The organism is Bacteroides sp. AF20-13LB (genome assembly GCF_003603065.1).
Lineage (GTDB): Bacteria > Bacteroidota > Bacteroidia > Bacteroidales > Bacteroidaceae > Bacteroides > Bacteroides uniformis.
In genome coordinates this window covers 207,337-230,675 of the sequence record NZ_QTMH01000006.1, presented here as the reverse complement: position 1 = coordinate 230,675, position 23,339 = coordinate 207,337, and the positions used below count along the sequence as shown (strand labels likewise).

The following is a 23,339-nucleotide window of genomic DNA, read 5'->3' as shown; positions in this document are numbered from 1 at the left end:
GTTATATCCAATTTATCTGTCTGTCATTCAGATTGATTCTCTTAAATCTGCTTGTTTGTCAAAGAGTGTTCTCCGTTCCCTTCAGGGGGAGGGCGGGGGCTTTATAGGTTGTAGCTTATTCCCACCTCAAAGTTCGTTCCCTTGTGGTAGCGTTCCACTTCCATTTCCTGCCCCGTGGTGGGCACATCTTGCTTGAAGATGACATCGCGGTTCAGCAGGTCGTTCACTTGCAGCTTCAGGTTGAAGTGCTTGTTCAGGCTATATCCGGCGCTGAAGTTCAACGTGTGCAGCGTCTGTTGCCTGACATCGCCCAGACCCGACACGCCTACCGCATGGATGCGGCTGCCTTGCAGGTTGTAGAGCAGGGCGAGGTTGAGCTGCCTGTCTTCGCCGAAGCGTGGCGAGTAGGTGAGGTCGGCATTGGCAAGGATGGGCGATGCGCCTTGCAGCGAACGTTCCTTGTTGGTGTAGGCACCGCCTTGGGGCAGCTTCACGTTGGTGTACATGTAACTGATGTTGGCGCCTAGGCGCAGGTCTTTGACGAGCCGTTTGCGCATCTCCAGCTCCACGCCGGCAGCCATGCCGTTGTCGGCATTCTTGAAGCTGTGCAGCGTGGCGCCGCCTTGCAGGTCTTGGATGCGTTCGATGGGGCTGTCGAGGTATTTGAAGTAGCCGGTCACGGAGAGCATGTCGCCGTCCTTGCCGAAGCGTTCGTAACGTAGGTCGAAGTTGTAGTTGTAACCGTTCTGCAACTCTTCGTTACCGCGGATTTGTGCCGAACCGTAGGACTCTTGATAGAGGAAGGGGGCCATCTCGATGAACGAGGGACGGGTGACGGTGCGCGAGGCAGAGAAGCGGATGCTGTTGGTGGGGTTCACCGCATATTTCAGGTTCAGGGCGGGGAAGAGGTCGTTCTTGTCTAAATTGCGCCGACGGGAGTACCAGTCGCCGCCGTCGCTGGCGTAGCGCACCCATTGCTTGCTCATTTCGTAGCGCAGGCCGAGGTTCACCAAGAGGGCTTCGGTGGGATAGAAGTCGGTCAGCAGGTAGGCGGAGTAGATTTCGTTTCCGGCGCGGTAGCTGTCTTTGGGCTGCATCACACGCTGTACCACGATTTGTCCGTCGGCAATGTTCTGCTGGTTGAGGAAGCCGTCGGTGTTGTAGATGTCGGTGATGACGGGGTTCAGTTTGTTCAGGTTGTAGTAGAAGCGGGTAGCGTTGTAGTCGCGGTTCTTGTCCTTGTAGTTGAAGCCGAGCTTGAGGTGGCTGGTGTCGTTCCACTTCCAGCGCATGGCGAGGTTGGCATTCCACTCTTCTTCGTCCAGGCTGCCGAAGTAGCGCATAGTCTCTTGGCGGTTCAGTTTGAAGAGCCTGAGACTGCCGTCGTTGTCTTTGACGTACATCACTTGCCGTCGGTCGGGCTCTTCGCTGCCGGTCTTGCTGTACGAGCCTCCCCAGGTCAGTTGCCACCTGTCGCCCTCGCCGAAGTTATGGATTCCGTTCAGTTGATGGTTTTGCAGGGTGTATATGTGCATGATGTTGTTGCTGCCGGTCAGCTCGTGTCCTTCGGCATCAGTACCTTCGCGGCGTTGGTAGGTGTCGATGGCATTGCGGGCGTAGAAGAAAGTGTAGCCTATGCGGTCGCTCCGGCGCAAGGTGTAGCCCAGGTAGCCGAGGGCGGCGAGCTTCAGTTCCTGCGCAAAGCTGTCGTAGGAGAAGTCGTCCTGCACGGTGCCAGTGGCTTCGAGTGTCTTGTAGAAGGCATCTTCCATGTTTTGGTAGCCGTTGCTGGCGCTGAAGGAGGCAAGCAGGCTGAGTGTCTGGTTGCTTATACCGAAGTTCTTGCCGAAACCGAGGTTTCCACCCAGTTCGGGCAACGAGCTCTTCTTGCTGGCGGCAAAGGAGGTATCGAAGATATTGTGGGTCTTCACGTATTTGTCAAACTCCATCAAGGGCATGTCGAGGGCGGCCGCGTCTACGCTGGGTGTCTTCAAGAGCGAACCGCTGCGGTCCATCTGATAGCGGTCTTTGCCTAAGGTGTTGAACTTCCCGCCCGTGTTGAGGCTCAGTTGGAAGAAATCTTCCGGTATGTTTTCTTTGGTGCTGATGTTGATGTGCGCACCGCTGTAGTCGGCAAAGGCGGCTGCGTCATACACTTTGCTGACGGTGATGTTCTGTACGGTGGACGAGGGGAACAGGTCGAGCGGCACCAGCTTGTTGTCCGGGTTGGGCGAGGCGATGGGCAGTCCGTTCAGCGTGGTGGTGCTGTAGCGGTCGCCCAGTCCGCGGACGATAAGTTGTCCGGCGCTGGCGATGGAGATACCCGTTATTTTCTTTACTCCTTCTTCCACATTGCCGATGCCTTTGAGGGACATCTCTTTGGAACCGAGGTTCTCGATGGCGAGGGTCGCTTTTTGCCGTTCCATTTGCAAGGCACGTTCGCCTTCGAGGTTCTTCTTGGCGGTGACCTGCACTTCGCCCAAGGTTTGCGTGTCCGGCTCCATGTCGAAGTTCAGCACGGTTTCACCCTTTATCTCTACGGCGTTCATCGTCATGTCTTTGTAGCCGATGTAACGGACGGTGAGGGTATAGGTCCCGTTCTTCAGCTCCAGTGTATAGTTACCATCCAAATCGGCGACGGCGCCTTGTGCTGTTCCGCTTACTTGCACGGTGGCTCCCGTCAGCGGCTCTTTGGTTTGTCGGTCGGTGATTGTCCCTTTGACGGTTCCCGCCGTGGCAGCCATGACGGAAAGTGTGAGGAATAAAATAAGGAAGAAAATCTTTCCCAAGTCTAATTTCATGCTCATCTCTTTTCTTTGTACGTTTTTTAATCCGCTGCAAAGATGAGGCAATGACATTACACCGGTGATACATGGAGCATACGTTTCATTTTCAAATCTATTACGATTTGGTTACCGCACATTCTTCCGGATTGTTTGTTATCCTTATATATAGGCTGCTTGGGACGAAAAAGGTTTCTAATGGTTGCTTATTAGAGTTTTATGGCTATTTTTGTATCTCAAACCAATATTGATAAATATATGGCTGTTCATCGTGACGATAGTGAACGTTTCCGGCGCCTTTCCATTCTTGGCCGGATAGGTTGGTGGGAGGCTGATTTTTCTTCAAGGCAGTATCTCTGCTCCGAATATGTCTGTAAGTTGTTAGGCTTGGAAGGGGAATACCTGAGCTTTGAGGATTTCGGTAAAATGATACGCGAAGACTATCGGACGCGTATCAGCCGGGAGTTCCTTGCCATTCAGAATATGGAGGTCTATGAACAGACGTTTCCTATCTATTCTACTGAAGGAGTGGTCTGGGTCTACTCGCGCGTGGGGTATAAGGAGCATTTGCCGGATGGTACATTGAAGGCTTTCGGAGTGTTGCAGCGCGTAGAGATGCCGAAGGAGGAGGCTGCGAAGCAGGCTTTGCAAAGAGTGAACGATTTACTTTATCGGCAGACCTCAATATCCCATTCCCTATTCCGCTTCCTGAAAGACGAGGATATAAGTGCGGGCATTTACGACATACTGAAAGATATTCTTGATTTCTTTCGCGGCGGACGTGTCTATATATTCCAATATGATGAGAAGTGCCGGTACCAGAGCTGCACATACGAGGTGGTGGCTCCGGGAGTGGCTCCTGAGAAAGAAATGCTTCAAGGAGTTCAGGCTGACAGCCTGCCGTGGTGGACGTCACAGATTATGGCACAAAAGCCCGTTCTGCTGGAAACGCTGGGGCAACTGCCGGAGCACGCTTACGCCGAATATGAAATTCTGGCGAGACAGAATATAAAGTCCTTGATGGTAACTCCGCTGGTTGCCAATGACCAGGTGTGGGGATATATGGGCATTGATTTGGTGGACCGTACCCGAATGTGGACTAACGAGGATTACCAATGGTTTAGTTCGTTGGCAAATGTCATCAGCATTTGCATAGAGTTGCGCAAAACGAAGGATGAGGCTGTGCGCGAACGTACTTTCCTCAGCAACTTGTTCCGCTATATGCCTTTGGGGTATGTGCGGATGTCCATTGTCTGTGATGAAAAGGACAATCCCTACGGGTATTATGTGACAGATGCGAATTCTATCTTTGCCGATTTTCTGGGAAAACCTGCGTCGACGTTTATCGGCAAGACAGCCTCGTCCTTTTCAAGGGAGGCGGCCCCCAGACTGGAATATCTGCTTGAGATAGTGAACACCGGGACACATAAGGAAATGGACATGTGTTTTGAGCTTACCAACAAGCACTGCCACGTGGTGATATACTCTCCGGAAAAGAATGAAGTGGTGGCGTTATTCCTCGATACGACAGACTCGGTACAGACTCATCTGGCTTTGGACCATAGCGAAAAACTGTTCAAGAATATCTTTGCCAATATACCGGCCGGGGTGGAAATCTATGACAAAGACGGATTCCTGGTAGACATCAACAATAAGGATATGGAGATATTCGGGGTCCGTGACAAACAGGATGTCATTGGAGTGAACTTATTCGAGAACCCGAATGTGTCCGCCCAATTGGCAGAACGTATACAGACTGAGGATATGGTCGACTTTCGCCTGAATTATGCTTTCGACCGGACTGAAGGGTATTACTCCACTTCCAAACAGCCGAAGGATGTGATACATCTTTATACGAAAGTGAGCAAGGTGTATGACAGTAAAGGTAACTTTACCGGCTATGCCATGAATAACATCGACAATACGGAACGGATTGATGCCATGAGCCGTATCTGTGATTTCGAGAATTTCTTCCTGCTTATATCGGATTATGCGAAGGTAGGTTATGCCAAGCTGAACCTGCTCGACCGGAAAGGCTATGCCATCAAGCAATGGTATAAGAATATGGGAGAGGACGAGAATACCCAATTGGCAGATGTCGTGGGAATATACAGCAAGATGTACCCCAGTGACCGCAGGAGGATGCTTGATTTCTTCAGTAAGGCCCGTGTGGGCGAAGCCAAACATTTCCAGGGAGAGATGCGCATTGAGCGTCCGGGCGAAAAGGGAAAATGGAACTGGGTACGTACCAATGTGGTTGTCAATCTGTTTGAACCGGAGAACGGACAAATAGAGCTGATAGGCGTCAACTATGACATTACGGAATTGAAGGAGACGGAGGCTATGCTGATTGAAGCCAAGGAGAAGGCAGAAACCGCCGACCGTCTGAAGAGTGCCTTCCTTGCCAATATGAGCCATGAGATACGTACGCCCCTGAATGCGATTGTCGGTTTCTCCAGTCTGATGGGAGAGACCGGGGACATGGAGGAAAAAAGGCAGTATATGGCGATTATTGAAGAAAACAATGACCTGCTGTTGCAGCTGATTTCCGACATACTGGATTTGTCCAAGATAGAGGCCGGGACATTTGACTTTGTGGAAAAAGAGCTGGACGTGAACATGCTGTGTGAGGACATCGTGCGCTTCATGAAGATGAAGGCTAAACCGGGTGTGGAAGTTCTCTTCGACCGTCATCTGCCGGAATGCCGGATTGTCAGTGACCGTAACCGTTTGAATCAGGTCATAGCCAACTTTGTCAACAATGCCATCAAGTTCACCACTGCGGGAAGTATACGTGTAGGATATAATAAGGTGGATGAAACTCATTTGCGTTTTTATGTGGCCGATACGGGCCTTGGCATTGAGCCGGAAATGCAGGCTCAGATATTCGACCGTTTTATAAAGCTGAATACGTTTGTGCATGGCACCGGCCTGGGGCTTTCTATCAGCAAGAGCATTATAGAGCAGTTGGGTGGCACAATCGGTGTGGACAGTGAACCGGGGAAAGGCTCATGCTTTTGGTTTGTGCTGCCGATTGTATAGTATGGAAATGTGCTAAAATACACACTCACCACAAATTATGCAGATTAACACAACTCAAAGCTCTTGATTATCAGAACTTCTAAAGATGATTTGTGCCAATCTGCGTAATTTGTGGTAAGTGATGATACCCTCCGGTTATAATCCGAATGAGAACTTGTCGATGGATTGATATACCACACTTGCAATACTCAGTACCACAATACCCAGCGTGCAAATGGCCAGGCTGGCACGTGTATAGTTGTCACTGCGGAATGCTGCAATCGGCTCGTCGCTCTTGTTGATGTACATTGCCTTTACAATCTTCAGATAGTAATAAAGCGAGATGATTGTATTGATAAGGGCAATGAATACCAGCAGATGGAAGCCGCCTTCGAAAGCTGCCGCGAAGATGAAGAACTTCGAGAAGAAGCCCGCAAACGGCGGGATGCCTGCCAGAGAGAACAGTGCCAGTGTCATCAGGAACGCCAACTTCGGATTAGTGGTATACAGCCCGTTATAGTCTTCAAGTGTGAACTTGCCTGCCCGCAGTGCCACAATCGTGATAACGGTAAATACGGCAAGATTGGCAAACATATATATCAGCACGTAGTATACCAGCGACGTCATACCTTGTGCGCTTCCGCTGATGACACCCAGCATGATGTAACCTGCTTGCGAGATACTGGAGAAAGCCATCAACCGCTTCAGGTTCTGCTGGCGTAGGGCGAAGAGGTTGGCAATTGTGATGGAGGCGATGATAACCCAGTACAGCACTTCCTGCCATTGTTCCACCATTGGAGCGAATACCTTGATGAGAATAGCCATCAGCACGAAAGCGGCAGAGCCTTTAGAGATGACACTCAGATAGGCTGTCACCGTGCTTGGAGCACCTTCGTAAACGTCTGCTGTCCAAAGATGGAAAGGCACCAGTGATATTTTGAATCCCATGCCGGAGAAGAAGAATACGAATGCCATAATCTGCAACGGGTCGCCGGTGAGGCGTGCCGGTATGTCGGCAAAGTAGAGAGTGCCTACCGTACCGTAAATCAAAGATAATCCGTATAGCAGCAATCCGCTGGAGAACAGTGCCGTGAGAATATATTTGGCACCTGCCTCGGCAGAGTGGTGGCGGTATTTGTCGAAGGCAACCAGGGCTGCCATCGGGATGCTTGCCGTCTCCAGTCCGATGAAGAACATCAGGAAGTGTCCGGCGGAAATCATGAAGTACATACCCAGCAGGGTGGAAAGTGTCAGAATGTAGAACTCACCTTGTTTGATGGCAGTGTCCGGACGGCGCATCCATTCGTGGGCCATCAGGAATACAATCAGTGTACCTATACTGAGAATGGATTTCACGATGCTCTGTATCGGCTGGTTGTGATACATGCCGCCAAAGGCATCGGCCACAGGACCGGGGACGATGGTGATAAGTGTATGTATGGTCAGCAGAACAACTGGCAGCATTGTGTTCAGCACCGGTTTGCCGTCATTCTTGTGTGCATCCGGACTCATGAAGAGGTCGGCGACAAAAAGGATGACGATGACCAATATCAGCGAAAGCTCTTCTTTGAGCAGGAGGAATTGGGAATAATCCATATCTATTTACGATTTTACGATTTACGATTTACGATTGAAATTACTCTTGGGATTTACGATTTTACGATTTACGATTGAGGTTACTCTTGGGATTTACAAGTCATTTATCAATCGTAAATCGTCAAATCGTAAATAAATCAGTTATTGGCAGCACGCTGTCTCCAATCATGCCGCTAATCCACCATGGTGCCATACCGAGGGCGGCAACGCATGCGATGAGGATGATGACCGCTGTACGTTCGTCCCAGGTTGCATCGCTCAAGGTGAGGTGATGCTTGTTAGTGCAGGTGCCATAGAGAATCTTTCCTACCAGTCGCAGGATATAGACTGCCGTAATCACGATGGAGCTGCATGCAATGACCGTCCACACGCGGTGGAACGTATCGGGATGCTGGAACGAACCGGTGAAGATGGTCATTTCGGCAATGAAACCGCTGAGTCCGGGCAGTCCCAGATTGGCAAGACCGGCGATTACATAGCAGACAGCCAGAAAAGGCATAATCTTCATCAGACCGGAGAGTTCGCGGACGTCACGCGTATGGGTACGTCCGTATATCATACCGATAAGGGCGAAGAACAAGGCTGTCATCAGTCCGTGAGAGAGCATCTGCAGAACAGCACCCGTGCAAGCTGTCTGGTTCATCATCAGGATGGCGAACAACACCAGGCCGCAATGGCTGACGGAAGAGTAGGCATTGATATACTTCAAGTCGGTTTGTACACAAGCGGAGAATGCACCGTATACCACGGAGATTCCGGTAAGAATCAGGAATATCCATCCCAGTTCTTGTGCAGCTTCGGGCATCAGGTACATGGCTATGCGGAAACATCCGTAACCTCCCAGTTTCATCAATACACCGGCATGGAGCATGGATACGGCAGTCGGTGCGGAGGCGTGACCGTCGGGGCTCCATGTGTGGAACGGGAACAGAGCGCCCAGCACACCGAAACCGAGGAAGGTGAGCGGGAACCAGATACGTTGCTGTTCGATGGGAATATTGTGCATCTGTGCTATTTCCAATAGGTTCATAGAGGTGGCTCCGGCACCGTAGTAGATACCCAGGATACCGATAAGCAGGAAGGCGGAGCCGCCCATCAGCATCAGTGTCAGCTTCATGGCGGAGTACTCCTTGCGTCCCGACCCCCATACACCGATAAGCAGATACATGGGAATGAGGGCAACCTCGTAGAACATGAACATGGTGAACAGGTCTATCGAGATGAAGAACCCGAACACACCGATGGAGAGGAAGGTGAACCAAAGGAAATATTCTTTAGTCAGCGGTTGCAGCCTCCAGGAGGCGAATGTTCCGGTAAAGACAATGATGGCCGAAAGCAGCAGCATGGCTACCGAAATACCGTCTACTCCTACCGAATAGTGGATGTTGAGTGCAGGATACCAGACCATGTCAGCACGGAACAGCATTTCATCCGTGGCACCAGCGTGGCGTGCATTGAGGTACATCACGGTCAATGCTGCAGAAAGAACCAGCAGAGCCGATGCACCGGTCACCATCACCGCGCGTATTTGTGCGATGTTGCGGCTGAGCCAAAGACCCAGCAACATCAGCAAGGGGATGAGTACGAATAATGATAAAAAGTTCATCTTTATATTTACGATTTAACGATTTACGATTTACGATTGAAAAATCTCGGGTTATAGCAATAGTAGCAGTATCAGTGCCAGCGTGCCCAGCAGGAATACAAATGTATATTGCTGGATGCGTCCGCTTTGCAGGCCGCGTATCTCTTCACTGGTAGCTTCAGCCCCCCAGGCAAGGAAGTTGAAGAAACCGTCGACCACGTGGCGGTCCCACCATGCAATGGGGTGGCAGATGCAGCCGAAGATGATGCGGTGGGTGATGAACTGGTAGACCTCGTCCAGATAGAAGCGGTGGTAAGCTGCTGTCCACAAGCCTTTGAAACGGTGTGCCAATGTATCGGCAACGGGTTGCCGGCTACCTGCATAGATGTAGGTGGCAATGGCTATGGAAACCACCGCTACGGCGATACTTGTACCTGCCACACTCCAATCCAGATGGATGTTATATGCTTCACCGTTGGAACTGATGAAGTGTCCGAAAGGAATGAAACCGGCAACTATCGTAACCACAGCAAGGAGCATCAGGGGCAGGGTCATCGCCAGAGGACTCTCGTGGGGGTGAGGCATGTGGCTGTCGCCCCCATCGCTTGCCGACTTTTGTCCCGGCTCAGAGCCGGCCCAAAAGATACCATAATAAAGACGGAACATATAGAATGCTGTCATACCTGCAATCACTGTCATAATCCATCCCATGATGGGGCTGAACTGGAAGCATGCCGTCAGGATTTCATCTTTGGAGAAGAATCCGGAGAACGGAGGAATACCTGCAATGGCAAGGCAAGCGATGAGGAACGTGATATGCGTAATGGGCATATACTTCCGCAGTCCACCCATGGCAGACATCTCGTTGCTGTGTACGGCATGGATGATGCTACCCGCTCCGAGGAACAGCAATGCCTTGAACATGGCGTGTGTGAACAAGTGGAACATGCCTGCCATGTAGCCCAGTCCCCCTTCGTGTGGGTCGGCTGATGTACATACACCCAGCGCCACCATCATGAAACCGATTTGGGAGATGGTGGAGAATGCCAGTACACGCTTGATGTCACTCTGCACACATGCCACACTGGCGGCATAGAATGCCGTGAAGGCTCCTACGTATGCCACGATGTGCAGCACGCTGGGAGCATATTCTATGAACAACGGGAACATGCGTGCCACCAGATAGACACCTGCAACCACCATTGTGGCGGCATGAATCAGTGCACTGACCGGCGTAGGACCTTCCATGGCATCGGGCAGCCAGATGTGCAACGGGAACATGGCACTCTTTCCGGCACCACCGATGAACATCAGTCCCAAGGCAAGCGGAATCATTGCCGCACCGCCCTTTGCCAGCGCCATCTCATTAGGGCTGAAGGTGTATGTACCGGCATAATACCCATAGACGAGGATACCTATAAGGAATCCCAGGTCAGCAAAACGGGTCACGATAAAAGCCTTCTTCGAAGCGGCAATAGCCGCCGGCTTCGTATAATAGAAACCAATCAGCAGATAGGAGGACACGCCCACCAACTCCCAGAACAGATACATCTGGAAGATATTCGTTGCTACTACCAGTCCGAGCATGGACATGGTGAAGAGCGACAGGAAGGCGTAGTAACGCTGGAAACCGCGTTCGCCCTTCATGTAGCCGAAAGAGTATATGTGTACCAGCAGCGAAACGGTACTGATGACCACGAGCATCATAACCGAAATCGGGTCGAGTAGGATACCCATGTCGATACTGAGGCTTTCTGTGAAAGGCAGCCATTTGAAGTTATAGGGCATCAGCGCCTCGTACGTACCATCGGCAAGGCGGGGAGCGCTGAAGTACATTCCTGCGGTGAGATAGGAAAGCACTGCGACCACACCCAGTGCCGCAGTTCCGATAAGGCCGGCAGTGCGGTGTGACATCCATTTACCTCCAAGTCCCAGAGCGAGGAAAGAGAGGAAAGGGAGTAGAAGGATTAATATTGTATATTCCATATATACTATGTTTATCAATTATTACTATTCAAGAAACATCGCTTGGCGATTCTTGCTCTTACCACTTCATCTCATCCAGTTTGTTCACCTGGATACTGCGGATGTTACGGTAGATGTTAATCATGATGGCAATGGCTACAGCCGTTTCGGCCGCCGAGATGGCGATGGAGAATAAAGAGAAGAAATATCCTTCCAGTCCTCCGGGGAATAGGAAACGGTTGAACACCGCAAAGTTGATGTCCGTGGCATTCAGAATCAGCTCGATGCTGATAAGTATCGCCAGCGTGTTGCGGCGGGTAAAGAACCCATAGATGCCTGCGAAAAACATGATAGCCGAAACTATCAGATAATATTCCATGTGTATCATAATTCTTATCTTTTACGTGCTATTAATAATCCACCTACGATACATGCCAATAACAAGATGCTGACAGCTTCGAAGGGAAGCAGATAACCATACTTGTCACCGCTCAGCATGTGGTGACCGATGGTCTTGATGTTGACCTCCAAAGGTTCCACGTCGGTGGTGGCAATGAACTTATGCTTCAAAGTGATGAATACTACGATGATGGCACCGCCCACGGTGGCACCCAGTCCGGCAAGGAACCTGCTACGCTTTAACTTCTCGATGACATCGCCTTCGCCACTGGTAAGCAGTATGGAGAAGACGTAGAGCACTACGATACCGCCGGCATAGACCATAATCTGCACGGAACCGAGGAAGGTGTAACCCAGCAGAAAGTAGATGCCTGCCGTACCGAAAAGTACGAACAGCAGGTAGGTGGCCGAGCGCACCATGCGGTGGGTCGTTACCGTCAAGATGGAAAATACGGTGATAAAGGCCGCAAGGAAGTAGAATACTACTGTTTCAAGAGTTATTTCCATGTTGTTTAATTACAAGTTACTATTAACGAATTACTTTGTTGTCTCTTCTTTGGGAGCAGCGGGTTTCTTTTTTTCTTCTACATGGCTGCCCGGACGGTTCAGCGTCATGACCAGTTTCGTGCGGTCGAACACTGCATGCTCAAAATCCTGGTCGAACGTGATGGCATCGTGAGGGCAGGCATTCACACAGAGTTGGCAGAACATGCACGAACCGAGGTCGTATTCGTACTTAACCAATATCTTCTTTTTCTTGCCGTCTTCCGTTTCAACCATCTCGCCGGTCACCTTGATAGTGTCGTTGGGACAAGCCATCTGGCACAAACCGCAAGCTACACACCGATGTTCATTTTTATCATTATGGGGCATGGTCAGCGTGCCACGGAAACGGTCGGAGAGTTTCAATGTCGAGCGGTTTTCCGGATATTGTTCGGTAGTCTTTCGTCGGCAGAATACGGTCATGGTTGTCTTCATACCTGTCAGCAGAGAAGTGACGCCGTGTATGAGTCCGCCGATATAAGAGTTCTTTTCTTTCATTACTTTTGCCTTTATTAAAATTATCCGCAAGGAAATCTTGCTCCGGCGCTACGCCGGTTAGAAATGCAATTTAAATACTACAATTAATACCATCAAAATCAAGTTCACCATAGAGATGGGTACCAGGTACTTCCACTCCAGATTCAGAATCTGGTCAATACGCAGGCGGGGGAAGGTCCACTTTATCCACATCAGCAGGAAGACTACGAAGAAGGCCTTTCCGAAGAACCATACAAATCCCGGAATGTAATCCATCACTGCGTTGAAGCCGTCCAGGCCTACGATGTGTAGCGGCATCCAGCCTCCCAGGAAGATGGTGGCTGCCACGGAGGCTACGATAAACAGATTCAAATATTCTGCCAGATAGAAGAATCCGAAGCCCATACCGCTGTATTCCGTATGGTATCCGGCAGTCAACTCGCTTTCGGCTTCGGGCAAGTCGAAGGGACCGCGGTTGGTTTCCGCATTTCCGGCAATGAGGTAGATGATGAAGGCTATCAATGCAGGGATATGTCCCTTGAAGATGAACCAGCCGTCAGCTTGTCCTTCTACTATTTCGGAGAACTGCATGGTTCCCATCAACACTACCATTGTCAGTATGCTCAATCCGCAGGACAACTCGTAGCTGATAATCTGCGCACCGCTTCGCATGGCTCCAATCAGCGAGAATTTATTGTTGGAACTCCAGCCTGCCAGCAGGATACCCACTACGCCGATACTCGATGCAGCCAGCAGGAAGAACACTCCTACATTGAAGTCCAATACCTCCAATCCCTTGTTGATGGGCAGGCAGGCAAATGTCAGGAAAGAAGCGATGATTACCATGAACGGTGCCAGATTGTAGAGGAACCGGTCAGAGAATTTCAAATCAATGATTTCCTTTGTCAACATCTTGATGACGTCGCAGGGCACTTGGAGCAATCCCCATTTCCCCACGCGCATCGGACCGAGGCGGCATTGGAAGAAGGCGCATATTTTACGCTCCATGTAAATCAGGATGATGGCAAGCACGGCATACATCAAGATGATGCATACGCCAATCACCACGCATTCGAGGAATATTGCCAGACCTTCCGGCATCAGGGAAGTCAGCATCTGGTGTATCCAGTTGGTTACTATACTAAAGTCAAACACGTTGTTCATTTACTATTTACAATTTACTATTTACAATTTACGAGGCGCTTTTTGATTTACAATTCACAATGTACAATTTACAATTTGGCTGCGCTGTAATTCCGCATGGTAAATTGTAAATTGTCAAATCGTAAATCCTTTTATCTGTCAATATCTGGTACTACATAATCCAATGTTCCGCCAATGGCAATAAGGTCGGCGATTTTAGCTCCGCGGCAAATCGTATTTACGGTCGATACCAATGGCAAGCCCGTACTGCGGAAATGCAGGCGGTAAGGCATCTTGTCGCCATGGCTTTCGAGGAAGACGCCGAACTCACCGCGGCTACCTTCTACGGCTGCATAATAAGTGCCTTCCGGTACGCGGATAATAGGTTTCATCTTTTCCTGGTAGGCTCCTTCCGGGATGTTGTCTATCAGTTGCTCGATAATCTTCAGGCTCTCCAGAATTTCATCCATACGGATAAGGTAGCGTGCCCATGAATCGCCTTCGGTGCGGATGATTTCTTTAAAGTCCACCTTGTCATATACGGCATATGGCATACGCTTACGCACGTCGCAGGCCCATCCGCTGGCGCGTCCGGTGCCTCCGGTAGCTCCAAAGGCGATGGCATCTTCCCGTGAGAGTATACCCACACCTTTCAGACGTTGCTGGGCAATGATGTTCCCGGTGAATACGTCGTGATATTCGTGTAGGATACCGCGGAGGTAGGGGATAAACTCCTTCACTTTCTTTACGAAGCCGGGAGCAATGTCTGCCTGCACGCCACCGATGGTGTTGTAGTTCATGATGAGGCGTCCGCCGCAAGTTTCCTCAAAGATGTCGAGTATCTTTTCGCGGTCGCGGAAACCGTAGAAGAAGGCCGTTAATGCACCCAGGTCCATAGCAAGACAAGAATAGAACAGCAGGTGAGAGTCTATTCGCTGCAACTCGTCCATGATGGTACGTATGTACTGCACGCGTTCGCTTACTTCCACGCCCATTGCCTTCTCGATACACATGCACAAGGCATGGCGGTTCTGGTGTGCGCCCAGGTAGTCCAGACGGTCGGTTAGAGCCAAGGTCTGCGGATAGGTCAGGCTTTCGCACATCTTCTCGATACCCCGGTGGATGTAGCCGCAGTTGGCATCAATCTTGTCGATGATTTCACCCTCCAATGATACACGGAAGCGCATTACGCCGTGGGTGGCCGGATGTTGGGGACCGATGTTCACCACATATTCCTCATCACCGAAAAGTTGCATCTCCTTATTCTTGATGCTACCGTCGGGATTCAGCTCCAATTCCATGGTGGTGTCCACCGTTTCTTCGTTGTCCATACGCAACGGATTATCTTTTTCCGGCTCATTGTCTTTACGCATGGGATAGCCTACCCAGTCATTGCGCAGATAGAGTCGGCGCATATCCGGATGACCGATGAAAACGATGCCGTAAAAGTCGTAGACTTCGCGCTCGTTGAAATCCGCAGCTTTCCAGATATCGCTGACGGAAGGAAGTTCGGGATGTTCCCGGTTTAGAGTGGCGGTGCGTACCGCTATCCGTTCGCCGGTAACAGTAGATTCCAACAGATAGACTACACCGAGTCCGCGGGGGGTGTCCGGTGCGTCTTTCTCGTCGGGTATTCCCCAATCCATACCGCTGAGGCATTCCAGGAAGTCCATTTGTTTCTCTTTCCGCAGACGCAGCATTTCGTCGTGCAGGACTGAGGGCTCTATGTATTTTATTTCCATATTTTTAAGTACTGATTAGTGGTTCTCTTCTTTTCTGTTTACTCCACCGAAGTATTTCTCTATTTTCACTTTACGCTGCAATTGCATCATGCCGTAGTAGAATGCTTCCGGACGCGGAGGGCAACCGGGAATGTAGACATCCACCGGCAGAATCTTGTCCACACCGTTCACCACGTGATAGGATTTCTTGAACGGGCCTCCGCTGACGGCACAGCCGCCTACGGCTACTACATATTTCGGATCGGCCATCTGGTCGTAAAGACGTTTCAGAACGGGAGCCATCTTGTTGGTTATTGTTCCGCAAACCATAATCATGTCTGCCTGGCGCGGACTGGCACGGGCTACCTCGAACCCGAAGCGCGCCATATCGTAGCGGGCTGCGCCGAGGGCCATGAATTCGATACCGCAACAGCTGGTTGCAAACGTAAGAGGCCACAGTGAGTTGCTGCGTCCCCAGTTGACGAAATCGTCCAGTACGCCAAGGGCGACATTGGCGCCTCCGGCATTAAGTTCCCGAACCAGTTTCTCCAACGTTTCGTTGTCTGTAAACTCCTCATAAGGGATAGATTTAATTTTCGGTTTCTTTGTTACTTCCATTCCAAAGCTCCTTTCCTCCAGGCATAAGCAAGGCCCAGAATCAATATAATCAGGAAAAATAAAACACTGAAAAGTCCTGCCACGCCAAGTTCGCGGGTGATGACTGCCCAAGGGAACAGAAATACCGTTTCCACTTCGAACATCAGGAACAAGATGGCAAACAGATAGTAACCTACCCGGAATTGCATCCACGATTTACCGCGGGTAGGGATACCACACTCGTACGGCTCCATCTTCTGTGCATTGTACGAACGGGGTGCTATCGCATTGGAGAGCGCGATGACGATACCCACGAAAGCGATTGCCGTCAATAAGACGACCACTAACAAAGTAAAGTTCATAAACCTGATAAGATTTTAGATATATAATAATAGATACATCGCACCGGAGGACAAAACCTCTGATTTGTTGTCCGGCGAGGTCAGGGGCAAGCGTCTGCGCTTGCAGGCCTTCTAAATGATAATCTTTCTTAGCCCGAACACGTAATAATTCGCGTCGGGTACGGGATGAGGAGACAGATTCAACAAACGGTCGCATTCCGGTGCATAGGCATGCTGCTGCATCTTGTAGATGTACATGCGCAGGAGTACGCTTTTGTTGGTTGGTACTTGCGTATGGTCCACATGTTCTATGCAGAGGGAGTTTGGTGAAAACAAGTCGTAGAACTTCTGGACTGCTTGTTGGGTGGTAGGAGCTTGTGACAGCGTACAGCATTCTGCTTGTCGGGTGGCAGGAACGCACAAAATATCTGCAGCTCCGGTTGCACTGTCGTGCAATAGGGCTGCAAAGATTATGATTAAACAGTATTTAATGCATTGCTTCATACCACAATTCTCTCTTTCAAGGACGCAAAGATATAATAAGTATTGTTCAATTTGCTATCCCCGCATAACAAAAAATGATTATTTTTACACTTTTTATCCTAAATCAATTCCGTTTCCAGAAATCCGGTGTGAAAAGCAGCAGTACGGTAAATAACTCAAGACGACCCAGAAGCATTAAAAAGGATAACAGCCATTTAGCTGCATCGGGCAGGGCATTCCACGAATAGGCAGGTCCGGTTTCACCCAATCCGGGTCCCATATTACCGATACTGGAAATGACGCAGCCCATTGATTCTTCAGCCCCGACACCCATAGCCATCATGAGCAGTGTGCCGATGACTATAATGGAGATATAAATAAAACAAAAAGCCAGTACGGTGGAGACAATGGAGGGAGAGATTACCTGCTTGTTTATCCGTACCGGAAGTATGGCATTGGGGTGTAGGATGTGTTTGAACTCGTTTCGTGAGACTTTGGTAAGAATTACCATACGTATACACTTCAAGCCTCCGGTGGTACTGCCTGCACACGCTCCCATCAGCATGATGATGGTAAGCAGCCCCCACAAGACGGGTGTCCATTGCATATAGTCATCTGTCGCAAAACCGGTGGAGGTCTGGAGGGAGATTACCTGGAACAAGGATTTGCGGAAGGATTCTTCCATCCCCATGGGACTGGTATAGTAAAGCACGATGGCTATGACGGCAGTGAAGAGCACAACTGAACCGAAATAGAATTTCAGCTCGGCATTGCCGATGAACTTCTTGAATTTCCGGTTGACGAACAATAATAGCAAGGTGAAGTTGATGCCGGAGATAAACATGAAAATGGAGATGACATATTCTATATAAGGAGAATTGTAGTAGGCAACGCTGGCCTGCTTGGTGGAGAAGCCACCGGTACCGGTAGTGGCAAATGCATGGCAGATACTGTCGAACCAGTCCATACCTCCAAGCATCAGCAGACCGACAAGCAGAGCGGTTATGCCGGCATAGATACTCCAAATCCATTTGGCGGTGATACCGATACGGGGATGAACCTTGTCATGTGTAGGGCCGCTTGCCTCGGCGGCGAACACCTGCAGGCCACTGACTCCGAAGATGGGAAGCACTGCAATGGTGAACATGATGATTCCCAAGCCGCCAATCCACTGTGTCATACTGCGCCAGAACAGTATTCCATGAGGAAGTGACTCGATGTCGTCCAAGATGGTGGCACCCGTACTGCTGAAACCGGACATGGTTTCGAAGAATGCATTGGCAATGTCGGGTATGTATCCGCCTATATAGAAAGGCAGCATTCCGAAAAGAGAGAATGCCACCCAGGCAAAGCTGACCAGTACATATCCGTCACGGCGCGTCAGTTGTCGTTCACCTCCCTTGCCGAGAGCCGCCAGCAATAAGCCTACCCCTGCTGTGATGCCTCCTGCTTTCCAGAAGTCGAGCATATCGCTTTCTCTGTAGTAGAAGGACACGCCCGAACAGACCAGAAACATGACTGTTTCCAGCAATAGCAGAATACCGATAATCCGTATGATTGTCTTGAAGTTAATCATTTACCAACTACTCATTCTCAATTAGTTAAAGTATTTTTCGATTTTCTTAATCATCATGTTCAGGCAGAATACCACTACATGGTCACCCGGCTGTATCAGGGTGTTACCCATAACCACAACGCCTTCCCCCTGGCGGATAAGTCCGCCGATGGTGGCTCCTTTCGGGAGGCCGAGGTCTTTTACCGGATGTTTGGTAATCTTCGAGCCGGCCTTAACGGTAAATTCTGCTACATCGGCATTGGCAAAGGTCAGGCATTTCACGTTGCTGACGTCCGCATCCAGCATCATCTGGTAGATGTGGCTGGCAGCAATCATCTTTTTGTTGATGACGGTGCCGATGTCAAGGCTTTCGGCCATGCCTATGTAGTCGATGTTCTCCACTTCCGCTACGGTTTTGCTGACTCCCATGCGTTTGGCGGCAAGGCAGGCCAGAATATTGGTTTCCGAGTTGCCGGTCAAGGCTACGAAGGCTTCCGTGTTCTTCAGTCCCTCTTCCACAAGTAAGTCCATATCCCGCCCGTCGCCATTGATAATCATGGTGCGGTCGTCAAGCAACTCGGTCAGGCGGTTGCAGCGGTTCAGGTCGTTGTCCACGATTTTCACCTGCATGTAGTCCGGGACGTATTGGGCGGTGCGTACGGCAATCCGGCTTCCACCCATAATCATCACGTTGCGCACATCGGCATAATCTTCCTTGCCGGCTATTTTGCGGATGTAGGGGACGTATTTTCGTGTGGTGGTGAAGTATACGATGTCATGTAGCTTGATGGTATCGTCACCACGGGGAATCAGTGTTTCGCTTCCCCGTTTGATGGCTACCACGTGATAGGGCAGCTCCGGTCCGCCCAACTCATGGAGGGGGATGTTCAGTATCTCGGCTTTTTCGCGCATCTTGGTGCCTATCAGTATCAAGGCTCCTCCGCAGAACTCCCACCATTGGCGTACCCAGCTCATGCGGATGGAGGACACGATTTCCTTGGCGGCAAGCATTTCCGGGTAGATGAGTGAATCGACGCCCAGCTTCTGGAAAAATTCCTTGTTTTTGGGCAGCAGGTATTCGTAGTTGTCAATACGGGCTACGGTCTTCTGTGCTCCCAGATTGTTGGCAAGCATGCATGCGGTCATGTTCCGGCTTTCATCGGGGGTGACGGCTATGAACAAGTCGGCTTCTCCCACTCCCACTTCTTTCAAGCCTTTTATGGAGGTAGGGGAAGCTGTAGCCGTCATCAAGTCAAAGTTGGAGTTCAGTGTGCTCAACTTCTCTTCGTTGTCGTCCATCAGAATGATGTCCTGCTTCTCGCGGGACAGCAACTTGGCCAAGTGTGTGCCTACTGCGCCGGCACCTGCAATAATTATTTTCACTTTTAGTTCGCTGATAGTTGGTAATTAATAGTTGACCTATGGGGTAAATGCTCAAACTGTCAATTTTCAACTATCAATTATCAATTGATTATAGATTCCTTCTTCGTCCATTCCGCAAAGATGGTGCAACTCTTGTATGGTGCCGTGTTCTATGAAGGCATCGGGTACACCGATACGTCTGAAATGGGGAATATAGTCATTGTCCGCCATGAACTCCAGTATGGCACTGCCCATTCCTCCTTTTTTGACACCGTCTTCTATGGTGACGACATGCTGGAAGTTGAGTCCCACCTCGTGCAGCAGGGCTTCGTCGAGCGGCTTGAGAAAACGCAGGTCGTAGTGGGCTATGGAGATTCCTTTGTCCTTCTCCGCACGCTCTATGGCACGTGCGGCCACGTTGCCTATGGGACCGAGGGTGATGACTGCCAGGTCTTTGCCTTCTTTCAGTCTGCGCCCTTTGCCTACGGGGATTTCTTCCAGCGGACATTTCCAATCCAGCAATACGCCGCGTCCGCGGGGATAGCGGATGACGAACGGACCTTGGTCCGGCAACTGTGCCGTGTACATCAGGCGGCGCAATTCATGTTCGTCCATCGGTGAAGATATGGTCAGGTTGGGAATCGGACGGAAATAGGCCAGGTCGAAAACTCCATGGTGTGTCGGTCCGTCTTCTCCTACCAGTCCGGCGCGGTCTAGGCAAAGTACGACGGGGAGGCGGAGCAGGGCGATGTCATGGATGACATTATCGTATGCCCGCTGCATGAAGGAGGAGTAGATGTTGCAGAAAGGCTGCATTCCTTCTTTAGCCATACCGCCCGAGAAAGTGGCTGCATGCCCTTCGGCAATACCCACATCGAAGGCACGGTCGGGCATGGTGTCCATCAGCTTGTTCATAGAGCAGCCGGTGGGCATGGCGGGGGTTACTCCGACGATTTTCGGATTTTCCTTTGCCAGTTCTACCAGCGTTTCCCCAAACACGTCCTGGAAAAGCGGAGGCAAATTGCTGGTATCCGCCTTGAGGCGTTCTCCGGTTTCCGGATCGAATTTGCCCGGTGCATGCCAGATATCCGGATTCTTCTCGGCAGGTTCGAAGCCTTTTCCTTTCACAGTGTGCAGATGCAGTATTTTCGGTCCCTGCATATCTTTGATGTCCCGCAGGACACGGGCTATGTTTTTCACATCGTGTCCATTGATAGGGCCGAAGTAGCGGATGTTCATCCCTTCAAAGATATTCTGCTGCTGGGCGGCCATTGATTTCAGGCTGTTGGCGAAGCGAATCAGCGCTTTGCGGCGGTCCTCGTTCAAAAGTCCCATTTTGAACAGCAGTCTGGATGTCTTGAAGCGCAGCTGGTTATAGCGGTTGCTGGTAGTCAGGTTGAAAAGGTACTGCTTCATGCCACCTACACTTCTGTCTATCGACATGTCATTGTCGTTGAGAATGATAAGAAGGTTGTTGGGGGTGGACGAAGCGTTGTTCAGTCCTTCGAAAGCCAGGCCGCCGCTCATGCTTCCATCACCGATGACGGCGACCACATGGCGGTCTTTCTCGCCTTTTTCGGCAGCGGCAACAGCCATGCCAAGAGCGGCGGAGATTGAATTTGACGCATGTCCGCAGGTGAATGTGTCATAATCGCTTTCCTCTGGTGAGGGAAAAGGACGAACTCCCTTGAATTTACGGTTGGTGGAGAATGCTTCACGGCGTCCGGTCAGTATCTTGTGCCCGTACGCCTGATGGCCTACATCCCAGACTATGCGGTCGTACGGAGTATTGAATACGTAGTGCAGGGCAACGGTCAGCTCTACCGTGCCCAGGCTGGCAGCGAAATGTCCGGGGTTACACGAAACCTCCTTTATAATGTCTTGCCTCAATTCTTTACAGACTTCAGGAAGCTCTTCTACGCTGAGTTGGCGTAAATCCTCGGGAAATGTAATGGTGTTAAGCAAGTTATATGTTGTTGGTTCTGTTCTCATTTCTAATCTGAAGATTACAAAATGCAAAAATAGCAAAAGAAAACGGATGGCGGGAAGTTTTAGAAGGAAAAAAAGCCTCTTTTGTTCACTTCTGTTTTTACTTTCTCTTTGCATACGCCATATTTCTCGTTCAGCCTGCCTATGGTTAAGGGAAAAGATGCCTGATAGTAAATCGTTCCTCCATGGAGAAAATATTGTTCCATCCTGGAGAAAAAATCGTTCCACCATGGTGGAACGATTTTTTCTCCATATAGGAATAATTTAATTTTGGTAGGCAAAGATATTAGTCCTTTCAAAAATTGACTTGTACTTTCGTATGTGTGCATCTATGATAAGAGATGCTTTAAATTTAATGTTTATTGAAAAATACAACTTAATAAATTATTTATTGCAACTTTTTGAGGTTTTGGTTGTTATTTGATATAGTATTATGTATATTTGCGAAGTAGAATATGTCCTATTTATCAATATGTTATACAATTTTGAGTTGTATATAATGATATCCTTGGTTGTAATATGTGTCGGAATGGGGTGTAATCACGAATTGTTAAATGAATAAACAATGAATGATATGAAGAAAAAGCTCAACTTTGGAATTTTGGCTATTATGGGCGTAGTGGTATTTTCCGCTTGCGGTTCTGATAGCGATTTGTTCGACCCGGAAAAGGCGGCGGCTAAGAAAGAGGCACAGTATGCATCGGCTTTCGTGCAGAAGTATGGAGAAATTGCAGTTGATCAGGATTGGGGATTTGGGGCAACACCGACAACGCGTGTTGCTAACACTAATAGCAATCAATGGAAAGATTTTACGGAAGTACCCGAGGGTATTACGGCTACAGAAAAAGAAGTGGTTACGGAATGGTTTAAAACACATCAGAATCCACAATCCATTGGTGTGGATTGGACCGACTTTTTTGTTCAACATGTAAGTGGCTCACACTCTAATATGGATTTTTTGGTTGCAGCATCAGATGAGCATATCAATAATTTTAATGCTACTGAGGGGGCTATAATGCTAATGCAGAATAGTGGAACGTCTTCTTTTGGCTATAGGGTTTCTTTGGATGGTAAAATGCACTATAATTATACTATACAATATATTGGGGGTGCTTATTATGTGGGATTTGACTTTGAAGCTACCGGACAGAACCCAAATCAACAAGTGGCTGCAGATGGGTATTATAGTGATTGGATTGTGAAAATCTCTCCGGCCGTATATACGAATGCGTACAGAATCATAGCAGAAGACCTTGGAGACAGTGATGATTTTGACTTCAACGATGTCGTGTTTGATGTAGCGACCAATGGGGGAGCAACTATCATTACCCTGCAGGCTGCGGGTGGTACTTTGCCTTTGTATATTGAGGTAGGCGGTGATAGCCGTGAAGTTCATGAACTCTTTGGTGTTTCTAATACTACAATGGTAAATACGGATGCTGGGGCAACTAAGGCTCCGGTGATGTACAGAGTTAACGGTACCGGTGCCGTAAATATCAAAGTGGAAGGCCAAAATGCTGAAGTATATACACTGAAAGCAGAGATTGGCAAAGCTCCGCAGAAGATACGTGTAGAGACAAGATATGAATGGACTACTGAGCGTCAGGCTATTAATGATAAATATCCAGGTTTTGCAGATTGGGTGGCTGATCCTACGGCTAATTGGTATTAATAGAATATATAGTATTTTTATTTAAGGCAGATGATATAATGAGAGGTTATATCACCTGCCTTTTTTATATTGAAATTTACTATCTTTGTGGCGTAGCAAGCAGTTGG

Annotated in this window: 17 protein-coding genes; 2 read left to right on the top strand and 15 right to left on the bottom strand. The window is 49.5% G+C overall.

The window, feature by feature from the left end; genetic code table 11:
• Positions 1-101: 101 nt before the first annotated feature.
• Complete coding sequence (locus DWX62_RS08955; RefSeq protein ID WP_081028757.1) at positions 102-2,807, bottom strand: TonB-dependent receptor; 2,706 nt, start codon at positions 2,805-2,807, stop codon at positions 102-104.
• A 234-nt stretch (positions 2,808-3,041) separates the two neighbouring features.
• On the opposite strand from DWX62_RS08955, the gene DWX62_RS08950 reads away from it, so the two are divergent.
• Positions 3,042-5,825: an ATP-binding protein gene (locus tag DWX62_RS08950; RefSeq protein ID WP_120172763.1), complete on the top strand. Its 2,784-nt coding sequence runs from the start codon at positions 3,042-3,044 to the stop codon at positions 5,823-5,825.
• Positions 5,826-5,960: 135 nt separating this feature from the next.
• On the opposite strand, the gene DWX62_RS08945 is transcribed toward DWX62_RS08950, so the two are convergent.
• The 14 genes from DWX62_RS08945 to dxs form a co-directional block, all read right to left on the bottom strand.
• Positions 5,961-7,400 (bottom strand): NADH-quinone oxidoreductase subunit N, encoded by a 1,440-nt coding sequence (locus tag DWX62_RS08945; RefSeq protein WP_005835210.1) that lies wholly within the window; start codon positions 7,398-7,400, stop codon positions 5,961-5,963.
• A gap of 121 nt (positions 7,401-7,521) precedes the next feature.
• On the bottom strand, positions 7,522-9,006 hold the full coding sequence (locus DWX62_RS08940; RefSeq protein ID WP_005823976.1) for an NADH-quinone oxidoreductase subunit M: 1,485 nt from the start codon (positions 9,004-9,006) through the stop codon (positions 7,522-7,524).
• A gap of 51 nt (positions 9,007-9,057) precedes the next feature.
• Positions 9,058-10,971 carry an NADH-quinone oxidoreductase subunit L gene (gene nuoL / locus DWX62_RS08935; protein ID WP_057253163.1) on the bottom strand — a complete coding sequence of 638 codons (1,914 nt, stop codon included), beginning with the start codon at positions 10,969-10,971 and terminating at the stop codon, positions 9,058-9,060.
• Positions 10,972-11,029: 58 nt separating this feature from the next.
• Positions 11,030-11,338 (bottom strand): NADH-quinone oxidoreductase subunit NuoK, encoded by a 309-nt coding sequence (gene nuoK, locus DWX62_RS08930; RefSeq protein WP_005823972.1) that lies wholly within the window; start codon positions 11,336-11,338, stop codon positions 11,030-11,032.
• A gap of 5 nt (positions 11,339-11,343) precedes the next feature.
• Entirely contained in the window at positions 11,344-11,856 is a 513-nt protein-coding gene (locus DWX62_RS08925; RefSeq protein WP_005823970.1) for an NADH-quinone oxidoreductase subunit J, read from the bottom strand.
• A 30-nt stretch (positions 11,857-11,886) separates the two neighbouring features.
• Positions 11,887-12,390 carry a 4Fe-4S binding protein gene (locus DWX62_RS08920; RefSeq protein WP_005835213.1) on the bottom strand — a complete coding sequence of 168 codons (504 nt, stop codon included), beginning with the start codon at positions 12,388-12,390 and terminating at the stop codon, positions 11,887-11,889.
• A 57-nt stretch (positions 12,391-12,447) separates the two neighbouring features.
• Positions 12,448-13,524 carry an NADH-quinone oxidoreductase subunit NuoH gene (nuoH, locus tag DWX62_RS08915; protein WP_009037156.1) on the bottom strand — a complete coding sequence of 359 codons (1,077 nt, stop codon included), beginning with the start codon at positions 13,522-13,524 and terminating at the stop codon, positions 12,448-12,450.
• 140 nt (positions 13,525-13,664) lie between these two features.
• Entirely contained in the window at positions 13,665-15,254 is a 1,590-nt protein-coding gene (locus DWX62_RS08910) for an NADH-quinone oxidoreductase subunit D (protein WP_008665629.1), read from the bottom strand.
• A gap of 15 nt (positions 15,255-15,269) precedes the next feature.
• A complete protein-coding gene (locus DWX62_RS08905) occupies positions 15,270-15,851 on the bottom strand; it encodes an NADH-quinone oxidoreductase subunit B (protein ID WP_005823959.1) in 582 nt (193 codons plus the stop codon).
• Entirely contained in the window at positions 15,842-16,192 is a 351-nt protein-coding gene (locus tag DWX62_RS08900) for an NADH-quinone oxidoreductase subunit A (RefSeq protein ID WP_005823956.1), read from the bottom strand. Before DWX62_RS08900 ends, DWX62_RS08905 begins: the two co-directional genes overlap by 10 nt.
• A 111-nt stretch (positions 16,193-16,303) precedes the next feature.
• Complete coding sequence (locus DWX62_RS08895; RefSeq protein WP_005823953.1) at positions 16,304-16,675, bottom strand: hypothetical protein; 372 nt, start codon at positions 16,673-16,675, stop codon at positions 16,304-16,306.
• 103 nt (positions 16,676-16,778) lie between these two features.
• Positions 16,779-18,230, bottom strand: coding sequence for a TrkH family potassium uptake protein (locus DWX62_RS08890; RefSeq protein WP_005835219.1), 1,452 nt, complete (start codon positions 18,228-18,230; stop codon positions 16,779-16,781).
• A 21-nt stretch (positions 18,231-18,251) separates the two neighbouring features.
• Positions 18,252-19,592, bottom strand: coding sequence for a Trk system potassium transporter TrkA (gene trkA / locus DWX62_RS08885; protein WP_005835221.1), 1,341 nt, complete (start codon positions 19,590-19,592; stop codon positions 18,252-18,254).
• A 66-nt stretch (positions 19,593-19,658) separates the two neighbouring features.
• Complete coding sequence (gene dxs, locus DWX62_RS08880; RefSeq protein ID WP_117877857.1) at positions 19,659-21,563, bottom strand: 1-deoxy-D-xylulose-5-phosphate synthase; 1,905 nt, start codon at positions 21,561-21,563, stop codon at positions 19,659-19,661.
• 571 nt (positions 21,564-22,134) lie between these two features.
• On the opposite strand from dxs, the gene DWX62_RS08870 reads away from it, so the two are divergent.
• Positions 22,135-23,232 (top strand): hypothetical protein, encoded by a 1,098-nt coding sequence (locus tag DWX62_RS08870; protein ID WP_117877933.1) that lies wholly within the window; start codon positions 22,135-22,137, stop codon positions 23,230-23,232.
• Positions 23,233-23,339 lie beyond the last annotated feature (107 nt).